This is a genomic window from Vagococcus fluvialis bH819, assembly GCF_900163795.1.
Classification (GTDB): Bacteria; Bacillota; Bacilli; order Lactobacillales; family Vagococcaceae; genus Vagococcus; species Vagococcus fluvialis_A.
Genome location: NZ_FWFD01000008.1, coordinates 95,114 through 107,179 on the forward strand (window position 1 = coordinate 95,114; position 12,066 = coordinate 107,179).

Genomic DNA, 12,066 nt, shown 5'->3' on the forward strand with positions numbered 1-12,066 from the left:
CACTCTGATTATTCATTCGATTTTAGGGCTTCGATCATATCGACTTTCGTCAATCTTCGGTGCATGAAAAACATAACTACAAGTGAAAATAAAATAGTTAACAGTGCTGAATAGAGATAGCTTATCCAATGAATATCAGGTGGAAACATCATCATGTCGACTTCTGCTGTTTGTAACACAAAACCGTGGAGTAATTTTCCTAAAATACATCCTAGTAGAATCCCTAAGAAAGTTAAAATATTATTTTCTCGGTAAACATACATCGTGACCTCTTTATTATAAAAACCTAGGACTTTGATTGTGGATAATTCTCTAATTCGCTCTGATATATTAATATTCGTTAAATTATACAAAACGATAAAAGCAAGCATTGCGGCTGAGACAATTAACACCCAAACAACGATATTTAAACTTCCCATAGTGTCATCCATCGCTTTACCAATTTGACTCGTAAAACTGACATTGATTACTTTTTTAGTATCCATTAATGATTCAGCTAATTTTTCTTCTGATTTTTTAGTTAACTTATCTTTAAATGTTAATAAATCAACATTATAATCAGGCTTTTCTCCAAACGTTTTTTCATAATAAGTAGGCGTCATATAAATAAAATGCATCGCATAATTTTCTACAATGTGGCTGATTTTTACTTCTCTCGTTTCATCACCACTTGCCTTTATTTGGAGCATGTCACCTTCTTTTAATTCATATAGCTTCCCTAACTTCTCATTAATAATTACACCAGAATCATCTAATGAATATAATTTTCCTGATTCCCGATTTTTAAAAGTGATAAAATCATGTAGCCCTTTCTTATCTTTTGGTGTATCAACTACCACTTCCTGTTTTTTATAACCATCATTAACAACTTCTACCGTTTTTTGAGACAAGGTTAAATGGGAAGCGTAGACATCTAGCCCATCTCTTTCTTTTTCATAGATTTTAGTTTCTGATTCTGTCGCCTCTGGATTATAGACAACTGTCGCATCGTAATGCCAGATTTTAGAAAATTGGATATCCACAATGTCACCAATCGAATCTTTTAATCCAAAGCCTGTAATAATCATCGCCATACAACCGGCAATTCCTAAAACAGTCATTAGCATTCGCTGCTTATATCTAAATAAATTTCGAGCTGTCACTTTTTGATTAAAATTAAGTCGTGACCAAACCCACGTCAATTTCTCTAACCAGATTCGCTTACCAGGTTTGGGAGCTTTGGGTCTCATTAAAACGGACGGTGTGCTTAGTAAATCAACTCTAAGAACAATCATTGATGATAGCACAGTACATAAAAGCGCCACAACGACTGATTGCAATGAGTAACTTAGGTAGTAGGTAATAATGACTGGTGGCAAGTTATAAAGACTCCCATACGCATTATAAATCACTGACGGAAAGACATTAAACCCAATCACTAATCCTAATAAACTACCAATGACACTCGCCAATACCGCATATACAATAAATTTTTGAGCAATTTCAAAATTACTATAACCCAACGCTTTAAGTGTTCCTATCTCACCACGCTTTTCATCCACCATACGTGTCATCGTTGTCAAACAAATCAACGCTGCAATCATAAAAAAGAAAACTGGAAAGACTGTCGCAATCGAAGAAATCCGGTCCGCATTATCTTTATATTCTGTATAAGCTGGATTATCATTTCGATCTTGATACACATACTTTAAATCAGTCATCTCTTGTAATTCAGTTTCTTTATTTTTCAGATTGTTAGCTTCTTTTGTTAACAGCTCCTCTTGAGCTGCTAATTCTTTTTCAGCCGTATCTAAACTTTCTTTCACTTCACCAGGAATAGGTTGTCCCATTGTATCAGCTACTTTTAATTGCTCTTTCTGAGAACTAAGCTGATTTTGCGCTTCATCTAACTGTTTCTGACCTTCCCTTATTTTTTTTCTGCCTTCTTCGATTTGTTTCTTTCCATCTTGTTGAATCTTTTCAACACGTTCCTGTTCTCTTGCTGCTAATAACTGTTTAATTTCTTTTTCATTAGCCTTGATACGCTTATCATAATCCTTACTGTAACTCGTTAATTTTTCTGTATTATGATAACTAATAGACATTTCTGTAAAAACATCTGACTTAAAATCAGTTTTAGGAACGATACCAAAGATATCCACTGATCCCTTACCAACCGTTGTGTTTCCTCGCGAAACTTGGTCGATGTACAACGGACTATTAATCAAGCCAACAACTTGATAGCTTTCTTTTTTCAATTGGTCTTTTTCTGATTGAACAATAATCTTGTCACCAATTTTGTATTTTTTTAATTCTTTGGCTCGATTATCTAAAGCAACTTCACCAGTTTTTTCAGGTAATTTCCCCTCAATCAATCGTGGCTGATTTAAAGGTGACTGATTGTTCAAATCATATGACATCAAACGAATGATACTATTTTCATTTTTTTCCGTCACATCTAAAGTGTAACTACCTTCTACCTGATTCACATTTTTATTACTCTTAACCAAATCCAAATCTTCTTTTTCAAGACCAATAGGAGATATAATTTTAGCATCCATTAATTTCTGTTTTTTATAATAAGTATCTGCTGTATGAATCATGTCAGGTCCTGTTGCTTTAATCCCTGCATAAAAACAAACACCTAATAAAATAATTAATAAAATGGAAAAAAATCGAGCTTTGGATTGAAAAATTTCTCTTATGTTTGATTTTCGGAGTGCTTTTTTGCTCATTCCTCTACCTCCTACCATTCAATTTCTGTAACAGGCAATGGCTTGTCATTAACCTCAATGCTTCTTACTTTGGCATCATTCACTCTAATCACTCGATCAGCCATTTTGGCAATCTCAGAATTATGTGTAATAACAATGACCGTTGTTTTTTGTTTACGGCAAGTATCTTCTAAAATTTTCAATACTTGTTTCCCCGTTTCAAAATCCAAAGCGCCTGTCGGTTCATCACATAAAAGTAACTTAGGATTCTTGGCTAAGGCACGAGCAATGGCGACACGCTGTTGTTCTCCACCTGATAATTGAGAGGGAAAGTTTTGTTTTCTATGATCCAGATTAACTAAAGCTAAAACCTGATCAACGTTTAGCGCTTTATTTGATACTTGAGACGCTAGATCAACGTTTTCTCTAGCTGTTAAATTTGGTACTAAATTATAAAACTGAAACACAAATCCCACATCTAGTCGCCTATAAGTCGTTAATTCTTTAGTATTATATTTAGCAATATCCACACCATCAACGATAATTTGTCCCTCATCACAGCTGTCCATACCACCTAGAATATTTAAAACTGTTGATTTCCCCGCCCCACTAGGACCAAGAATCACAACAAACTCCCCTTCTTCAATAGAAAATGATACTCCGTTATTTGCGACAATCACATTGTCACCCATATGATAACGTTTAAAGATATTTTTAACTTCTACGTAGCTCATTATGACACCTCACTTTTCTTATTTATTAATTATATCAAAGTAACCATCATTTTATAAATAAAATCCGTTTTCTATTATCAAAAACGTAAAACGAACTGTTGTTCTTATTGTGTTTATCCTTTATAATATATGTATTACATTTAGGGGGAAAACAATGGCAAAGAAAAAACAACAAAATAAAAAACATCCAGCCACGATATTGATTGGTTTCATCATTATTTTAGGCTTAGCTTTTGCAGGGATTCAGATTCCTGATTTTTTTAATGACTGGTTACCAGCCACTCAAAAAACAACACAGGGACCAACAAGTAATTCCGGTGATAATCCTGGACCAATTGAACATGGCGAGGCTACTTTTACTGCTGAAGAATTAAAAGATAATAAAAAAGGTTGGGTTCATTATGGTGAGTATGACTCCTATCATCGACCAACCACAGCCGATGCTTTGATCACACCTAAAATGATTGGAACTGGTAGTAGTGCCAAACAAGAAATTAGACCACCTGGCTTCATTTCTGGTACTGATCCAAACAATCATTCACGTGGGCATCTAATCGGACGACAACTTGGCGGGAGTGGTGAAGAGCCCAAAAATTTAGTCACCCTTTATCAAAATCCGGTTAATACCCCCTTCATGACAAAATATGAAAATATGGTCCGAAAAGCCGCTGATAATGGGGAAACAATCCGTTACCGTGTCATACCAGTTTACGAAGGGGATGTTGGTATGCCTGTTGCAGTAAAAATGGAAGGTAAAGGACTAGCTAAGCATTCCAAAATCAACTTCAATGTCACGATTGAAAATAAAAAATAGGAGCTGGACTTAATGTTTAAAGAATTACAACATAAACTAACATCAACCGAACCACAGCACTATTTAGCACTCTTAAACGCACAAAATATTTCTGATTATCAAGGCTACCTTTTATTTAATCTAGCTAACTTAGATAACATCTTTTATCAAAATTTAGATTTTTTAAAAGACGATGATATTTGGGGCAAGGAAGAACTTCAAAACTATACTGTCTTTGCTCAAACCATTGACAATGATTATATCTTGGCGACAACGACTTCTGTACTAGTTATTCCTTATAGTCTAAATAAGAAAGACAGTGAAACCTTTGATTTAAGCATTAATGAATTCTTAATAGCATTAGAAAACCACACATTAAAGACAACAATACTATCTCTATAACTACTTATACAAAAAAGCTCACTAACATTTAGCATCAACAAAGTTAGTGAGCTAATTAATTTTATATAATCTGTTCTCACTCATTTATTATAGCCGACATTTTAACTAGACATGGTATAATTAATGAACATTAAATAAAGGATGTGACGATGGATGAGTCTAATTGTATTAATAGGCCCTCACGCTGTTGGAAAAATGACGGTTGGGAAAGAACTTGAAAAACAAATAGAAGGAAAACTTCTATTTAACCACCAAACCATTGATTTATACGCTAATTTTTTAGGCTACACCGAAGACGCTTTTCGTTTGTCCGATGAAACAAGAATCAATCTTTTTGAATCTTTTGTTAAGAACATTAAGACCAACTTAACTAAAACAATCATTTTTACAGTATTAGCTGATTTTGATAGTTCATCTGATATCGATTTTTTAGAAAAAATTGCCTCTATTTTTTTAAAAGAGCAACAAGTTGTTTATTTCGTTGCTTTAAACGCAGCTGTCGAGACTCGAATTAAAAGAAATATTCATGAAAATAGACTACAAGCTAAACCATCCAAACAAAATATTACCTTTTCTCAAAATGAATTAATCACTAGTATGGAAAAATATCGACTAGAGACTTCCCTAGAAGAACTTCAGACATTATTTCCAAAAGTAACTTCTATGACTATCGATAATACCTGTCTTTCACCACAACAAGTAACCAACAAAATAATTAAAAAATTTAACCTAAATTAAGGAGAACAAAACCATGAAACAATTGTTTTTATGCTCATCATTCCAAGACTCTTATCAAAAACTAGAAAATTTTTCTACAAATAAACTTACTGGTAGTCAAGTCGCTTTTTTTAATACTGCTAGTCAAGTTGAAGAATATTCAGAGTACGTAGACCAATCTTTTAACCTTTTAAAAGAATTAGGCATGATTCCTTTCGTAGTCAATATAGAATCAACTACTTTAGAAGAAGTGATTGTTTCCGCAGATATTATTTTTGTTGCTGGTGGTAATACTTTTTATTTACTACAAGAACTTAGAAAAAGTAACGCAGATCAGCTGATTATCAATCATATTAATAAAGGTAAATTATACATTGGAGAGTCTGCTGGCTCTGTCATTATGAGTCCAGATATTAATTACATTCAATGCATGGATGAACCTGAAAAAGCCCCTAATTTGAAAAGGACCGATGGATTACATGTTATCAATACTTACCCAGTTCCCCATGCAGAAACGGACTATCTTGGTGAAGCGGCTTTGAAGATACAAGACATTTATCAAGATAGATTAGAGCTAGTTATTTTGAGAGATGATGACGTGATGATTTATTCTGATGTTAGCCCGTTGGAGCCGTAAAATTTTTTTTGTTTGATTTGACTGTAAAAAAAGATTGTTATAAGAATTATCATTCTTGTAACAATCTTTTTTATTATTTTTGTTTTCTAAATTTAACATATAAAAACCAAATAGTAGCTATTAATAGAATAGCTATAAAAACCCCAACATATATATATGTATAATTTTTTTTCTCTTTTATATTTTGATTAGTCTTGTTAAATTTATCAGCTTCTTCTTTTGTTATTTCAAAATCTTGATTCCACTCCCATTTTTGTTGTGTATCCTTTGATTGTGCGACCATATGGACCACATATTTCCCTGCTTTAAAGGGTTCATTTTCCCAATCAACTTTAAAATTAAAATTAGATTGTGGCGCAAATCGATAGTTACTTTCATTTTGTTGATGTAAAGGTTTAGAATTGCCTTTTTCAAAAACCTCCGCACTATACGTTATATTTTCAAGTACAACCGGCTGATTATTTTGAATATTAATTTTAACATAATTATTTCCATTTTCTTGATCTGCAAATGCTTTTATTAAATTTAATTCTGCATCGATTTTCGTTTCTGATTCGCGTAAATTAATTCCTGTCGTATAGACAGTTCTATTTCTCATTTGTAAATCAGAGTCTGCTTTTTTATCCCCAGTATCTTCCTCTTCAAAAATACGGACAGCACCAACTATAATTCCTTTGAAATTATTTTCTGGCATTTTTAATTTAATTTTTATTGTCTCTTTAGAAAAAGGTTTTATCGTCATTGATTTATTAACTGCTGCTATATCTTCTAGGGAAAGCTTCAGTGAATCATCTTTCTTAAAATCATCCTCTTTATTAGAATAATCAATAACACCTACATCATTTGTAGTTGCATTGTTGATTTCAGCTTTTATTTTTTTAGTTTCTTTGGTCAAATTGCTAATTTCTAAATCTAAAATTTGCTCTTGATTCGGCTCCATTTTTAAATCATAATAACCGACATTCTTATTGATTTGGTTTTCCGGTAGAATTGCACTTATAGATAGAGGAAAATCATCATTTGCTTGCGTATTTTCCGAAGTAATCACACAAAATAAGACAGAAAGTATTACTATTTGAATTGTTTTTCCTATGTATTTCATTTGATATCTCACCTTATTAACTATTTTTTAGATTTCTAAAGTTTTCATAATAAAGAATAAAAAAGAAATTGAATATGAGTTTTCACTCATATTCAATTTCTTAAATAATTACTATAAAGCATTTCTTAATTCCCAAGTTATTTCACCATTCGAATATTCTCCGCGTGTATTTCCTGGATAAATATCTAGGTAAATTCCCATTTTTTGTTCTTTACTTCCTGGAAGTAAAGGAACATTACTAATGAACGGAGCTTTATTATTAGATGTAATCATCTTAATTGGTTTTTCATTTTTATCAATTGTTACTTGAGACTGTCCATCTTCTGAAATATAGTACAATCTACCTTTTAGAGGATTTCCAGCATTTGTCATTTCAATTGATTGTTTTGCAAATAATTTCCAACCACTTTCTGCTCCTTGGGTATTGATTATTTTCATTTTTTCTCTATCATCAGCTTCAGAATCATCCTTTTTAATTTTCGGACTAACTTCTTTCTGCTCTACTGCACTCAGTTTTTGACTGCCGAAATCAAAACTATCAGGTTGCTCAAGTATTACTTGGCCTTTATAGTATAATTCCACTATAAAGTTTTTAGTAGGTACTTTATCTGTCGGAGTAATTTCTGCCCCGTCAACTTTTACAATAGTTTTAATATAATCATACCCTAAATGTTTTTCATCTTGATATTTTTTTAATTCGGTTTTGAAATTAGCAGATACATTTATTTTAACTGGGTCTTTTTTATATTCTGGATAACTTGGATCTTTTAAATTTCTAATTTTTTCATTTTTCCCAGTCGGGCTTGTAACATAATGAATGAAACTCATTTCTACATCCTCTGTTACTTTTACAGTAACCTTTATATTAGTTAACTTATCTTGTTCACCAAATTTCTTACTTTTAACTGTTATGAAAATATCTTGTGTTCCATTACCTTTAAAAACAGGAACAACGTCGTCTTTATATGTTACTTCATAATCATCAAAATCAAAATCTTTATCATAAGTGATATCAAGATATCTAGCAGGGTCTCCAGCAGGATCTCCAGCATTTACAGTAATATCAGTTTTAGGTACTGCCGTAATTCTAGGTATGTATTTTATAATTTGAGTCTCTTTTGATTTATTTTTTTGAACAATATCTGAATCTAAAATATCTAACTTAAATTTATTAAATGCCTCTATCTTAAATTCAAATTGTCCTGCTGTTTTATTGTAATATTGTACAATTTCCTCAGAATCCGTTCTTATTTTTGAATTTTGTACTAATGTAATGTGAGATTTAGCTTTATTTCCAGCTGGATTATATTTATTATTAAACAAGAAAGGGTCTTTAAATCTAACTGTAATAGTCTTGTTAGCCTCATTAATTAATACATCATAAATTTTGTTGCCCGTATTATCAAGTACTACATCATCTTGAAGAACTTTGAAATCATCACTACTAACATTTTCCAACAAAGGTTTATAATCAAATACTACATCCAAAGTCTTTACCCGATGAGCTTCACTTGGCATATTGGCATCTAATTCTTGAACAAATTTGGGTTTATAGACTAAATCTTCTTTTTTACTGATTTTTTGATTTGCTTCTGGTTTAATTTCAACGGATGAGTAATCCGGTAGAATGAAGTCAGTTGCTTTTACTTCTAATTCAGATGTTACTACTTCACCAGGTCCTACTTTTCCGCCAGGAAATAAGAAGCCCCATCCTGGATGCTTATTTGTTCTATTTGGAATTACTTTTCCGTTAGAGTCCCTTAAATAAATTTCCTCACCTTTAGGTTGCGAAGGGTCAAAAATAGGAGCATTAGCTGAATTACCAGGAACATCCCAATCAGGTGCTATATTATCTACGTTTTTAAATTCTTTAACATACATGGCATTTGGACCTGTACCAGTTTCATTTTCTGCACGATAAAAAGCTAGATAGTAGTCTTTGTTCAAAATTTTAAGATTTTTTTCAAAGAAATATATACCCTCTGAATTTCCTAACGTTCTCATTTTAGAATCTTTATGCAAACCATTAATATCAATATGAGAAGCATAGTAACTTCTAAAGGTTTTCTGTTCAGGAAATGAATTCAATATTTTATAACTCATTGTTCCAGAGCCAATCCCATCAGTCGATTTCAATGTTATCGCCACTGGAACCTTAATTCCTAAACCACTCCTACCTTCTCTTACTGTATAGTCACCATAAATTATCATGGTATTTTTATCATTACTTAAATAGACTTCTTCAATTTTAGAAAGCGGACGACTAGATAGCTTTTCTTTATCATACATATTCCACTCATTAAGTGGTGAAGGGTTTATTATTTTATTTGCATCATCAACAGTAACAAAACCAAATCCTGAACCACCGAAAGCTTGTGAATCTCCATCACTTTCCACTGTATCATATGAGTGGGAATAACTAGTCAAAGCCCCAGTTGGTTTTTCTTTATCATATGTAATTACTCTTGGATTAGCAAAAGACACTTTTTTAAATTTGTAGTCTGCATTAATAGATGTGTATTGTCCACCAGTATAAGTATTGTCTATTATTTTATTCAATGTATCCTTGGTAGTATCATGACCACCCACTACAAAGAAATTTCTTACATCAGTATAATCATTAATTCTATTTGTTTTAATTTCTACAGGAGCCATTTTATTAATTTTTTCATAATCATCTAAAGATATTTTTGATTGCTCATTAATCTTTTCATAACGCTCCGGTAGATAGTCATCATCTACTATTTCTTGTTCTCCTACAACCATCTTCCAGTTAAAATTAATTTTACCATTCATAGGAACTGCATTATTAAGTTTAGATTTAAATTTAACAACATTTTTACTTTTATCTCCTAATATATGTCCTGGTACGTAAGGAGATCCTTCTACATTAGAAGTAAGTGGCGGTTGGCTAGCAATTTCTGCTTTAGTATAACCTTTCTCTAAGCCTGAACCGTTAAATCGGTTAGCATTAGTTCGGTCAAAACCTGTATAGCTGTTAACATTTTTATTATTCGTTATTGTCCAACTTTCCGGACCATCTGTTTCTGGAAAGTTAAATGTTGTTCTAATATCTTTTGTTAAGCTTCTATCACCGTTTTTATACGACAACCCTTTATTATCACCAACACTCTGGATTAAACTATCAACTTGTCCAGCACCAGTATTAGCCGGATTAATCACATCTCCAAAATTAAGTTGAGTAGTATACATGATCATCATATCTTGCGGAGCCCCTGAAACATTAGTTACTTCATTCAATACTTCAAGTTCAGGACTATCATTTTGACTTATAATCGTTGACTCAATGACATACATTTCAGTCTGATTTTTAGCATTACTTGTGGTGACACTTAATAATTTTAGTTCTGTCGTTGTTTCATTTTTTTTAGTAAAAAAAGTTGTTTTTTCGGGTCTTAAATATAATTCATCAGAAGTTGAAGTGTTTCCTTTCTTATAAAGACTAAATCCTGATGTTTTAGAATTCCATAAATATCCTCCATCATTGTAAGACTCATATTTTCCAGCTTTATATTCACTAAAAACATTTATAGCAAAGCTACCGGTATTGGCATTACTACCATCACCTAAAACACCAGAAGCAACAAAAGGTTTCATATTACCTGAATTAAAAGGTCCAAAAGAGACTATTTGCTTATAATCTGCGGTTACTCCCTTAGTAACTGTTTTTTCCAAAGTTGCCACAGAATTCTCTTTTGCTGGTTCATATCCAGATGCTTTTAGCGTATCTATTCTTTCAGGATAGTACGGCCCATCATTAGCTTCAGATATACTGGGTATTAATGTACTCATTCCTATTATAATGAGTAATGTAGAAGCGATAAAAGTGACATTCTTTTTTTGTAATCTCAATAGATTCATCTCAGACTTCCTCCAAATCATTTTTCTCAATTTTCATTAAAAATCAAATATTTAACAGACATTTATAAGTCATAAAACTAAAAATTTTATACTATATAGTACTAATTATAGCATTTTGATATTTAAGTTTCAATATTATAAACAATTTTGTCAAAACATTTGCATATTAAGTAAATAAAGAAGTTTTCTATAGATGATAAGAACTATTGTTTTCATTCTTATATATAATTTAAACTAATATTATTTAATTTGAACAAAAATACCATTCCATGTTACCTCTCTATTCAAATTGACTCTTTTTTTAATAAAAAAAGAGTACTTTAAAGTACTCTCTTTTTTTATTTACTTATTATAAAAAATTATTGACCAGTGTAAGTATCAGCTAATACCCATTTAATGTTACCATTATATTGTGTATTTTCTTCTGCATTAGTGATATTTAATGTAGCATAGTTAACTCTTTGAATTGCTCCACCACGTACTGCAGTTTCACCAGCAGCTACATTTTTAACTGCCATAACTTTTTGAGCGCCACCACCGATTGGTAATTTTAATGTATCATCTGTTGCAAAACTGATATATTTGTCAGCTTTTTCTGCTCCAAAGTCAATAATTGCAGCTGCGTCATCTGGTGAAGGCATAACCCAATCTTTACCAGTTAATTTGTCTGCTGGTTTCATTTCTTGAAGTTTACCAACAGATAAATCTAAAGAACCATTTAGGCTTTTAGCATCTGCTGCAGCTCCATCAGTCATTTCACTTAAATCAGCAGTAAGAACCCAACCGCCTACTTTGTCTTCTAAACGATCATCAAATACAGCCATAACATTTTTCTTAGCTGGATCAGTTTTAAATTGAGAACCTAAATCATTTGCTTCACCAAAATTGAATGCTTTTGGATAATAAGCAATGTTTAAGCTATTTGTCCAAGGGCCAGTACCAGTACCGTATTCATTAAAACCAATTCCTACTGTTGTATTTGCTTCTTTTGCTGCATCTACTTGAGTAGTAGAAACTGTTGCTACTAAAACAGTTGCTGCTACCAATGCTAAACCAAACATAGATTTTTTCATTATAAAATCTCTCCATTCTTTTCTCTTTTTTTT

The 12,066-nt window shown here is 31.9% G+C and carries 9 protein-coding genes; 4 read left to right on the top strand and 5 right to left on the bottom strand.

Translation table 11 applies throughout. The features are described 5' to 3' along the window. Positions 1–8 precede the first annotated feature (8 nt). Together FM121_RS04505 and FM121_RS04510 are read right to left on the bottom strand one after the other, a co-directional pair. The gene (locus FM121_RS04505) at positions 9–2,714 is read right to left on the bottom strand and encodes an ABC transporter permease (RefSeq protein ID WP_086950965.1); all 2,706 of its coding nucleotides are present in this window, start codon (positions 2,712–2,714) and stop codon (positions 9–11) included. An 11-nt stretch (positions 2,715–2,725) separates the two neighbouring features. Further along, the gene (locus FM121_RS04510) at positions 2,726–3,427 is read right to left on the bottom strand and encodes an ABC transporter ATP-binding protein (RefSeq protein ID WP_086950966.1); all 702 of its coding nucleotides are present in this window, start codon (positions 3,425–3,427) and stop codon (positions 2,726–2,728) included. Positions 3,428–3,581: 154 nt separating this feature from the next. Here FM121_RS04510 and FM121_RS04515 point away from each other — a divergent pair, with 154 nt between their 5' ends. From FM121_RS04515 to FM121_RS04530, 4 genes are all read left to right on the top strand, one after another. Next, positions 3,582–4,241, top strand: a complete 660-nt coding sequence (locus FM121_RS04515; RefSeq protein ID WP_086950967.1) for a DNA/RNA non-specific endonuclease — start codon at positions 3,582–3,584, stop codon at positions 4,239–4,241. Between the two features lie 12 nt (positions 4,242–4,253). Then, positions 4,254–4,622, top strand: coding sequence for a hypothetical protein (locus FM121_RS04520; protein ID WP_086950968.1), 369 nt, complete (start codon positions 4,254–4,256; stop codon positions 4,620–4,622). Between the two features lie 153 nt (positions 4,623–4,775). Then, on the top strand, positions 4,776–5,360 hold the full coding sequence (locus FM121_RS04525; RefSeq protein WP_086950969.1) for an AAA family ATPase: 585 nt from the start codon (positions 4,776–4,778) through the stop codon (positions 5,358–5,360). A gap of 13 nt (positions 5,361–5,373) precedes the next feature. Further along, positions 5,374–5,976 carry a Type 1 glutamine amidotransferase-like domain-containing protein gene (locus tag FM121_RS04530; RefSeq protein ID WP_086950970.1) on the top strand — a complete coding sequence of 201 codons (603 nt, stop codon included), beginning with the start codon at positions 5,374–5,376 and terminating at the stop codon, positions 5,974–5,976. Positions 5,977–6,049: 73 nt separating this feature from the next. Here FM121_RS04530 and FM121_RS04535 read toward each other — a convergent pair whose 3' ends face one another. From FM121_RS04535 to FM121_RS04545, 3 genes are all read right to left on the bottom strand, one after another. Further along, positions 6,050–7,078, bottom strand: coding sequence for a DUF916 and DUF3324 domain-containing protein (locus FM121_RS04535; RefSeq protein WP_086950971.1), 1,029 nt, complete (start codon positions 7,076–7,078; stop codon positions 6,050–6,052). Between the two features lie 111 nt (positions 7,079–7,189). Next, positions 7,190–10,960: a hypothetical protein gene (locus FM121_RS04540; protein WP_086950972.1), complete on the bottom strand. Its 3,771-nt coding sequence runs from the start codon at positions 10,958–10,960 to the stop codon at positions 7,190–7,192. Positions 10,961–11,319: 359 nt separating this feature from the next. Beyond that, positions 11,320–12,033 carry a hypothetical protein gene (locus FM121_RS04545; protein WP_086950973.1) on the bottom strand — a complete coding sequence of 238 codons (714 nt, stop codon included), beginning with the start codon at positions 12,031–12,033 and terminating at the stop codon, positions 11,320–11,322. Positions 12,034–12,066: the final 33 nt, after the last annotated feature.

Coding starts and splice junctions, on each gene's coding strand:
- FM121_RS04505 (WP_086950965.1), bottom strand. CDS start 2,714: ATGAGCAAAAAAGCACTCCGAAAATCAAACATAAGAGAAATTTTTCAA.
- FM121_RS04540 (WP_086950972.1), bottom strand. CDS start 10,960: ATGAATCTATTGAGATTACAAAAAAAGAATGTCACTTTTATCGCTTCT.
- FM121_RS04530 (WP_086950970.1), top strand. CDS start 5,374: ATGAAACAATTGTTTTTATGCTCATCATTCCAAGACTCTTATCAAAAA.
- FM121_RS04525 (WP_086950969.1), top strand. CDS start 4,776: ATGAGTCTAATTGTATTAATAGGCCCTCACGCTGTTGGAAAAATGACG.
- FM121_RS04515 (WP_086950967.1), top strand. CDS start 3,582: ATGGCAAAGAAAAAACAACAAAATAAAAAACATCCAGCCACGATATTG.
- FM121_RS04520 (WP_086950968.1), top strand. CDS start 4,254: ATGTTTAAAGAATTACAACATAAACTAACATCAACCGAACCACAGCAC.
- FM121_RS04545 (WP_086950973.1), bottom strand. CDS start 12,033: ATGAAAAAATCTATGTTTGGTTTAGCATTGGTAGCAGCAACTGTTTTA.
- FM121_RS04510 (WP_086950966.1), bottom strand. CDS start 3,427: ATGAGCTACGTAGAAGTTAAAAATATCTTTAAACGTTATCATATGGGT.
- FM121_RS04535 (WP_086950971.1), bottom strand. CDS start 7,078: ATGAAATACATAGGAAAAACAATTCAAATAGTAATACTTTCTGTCTTA.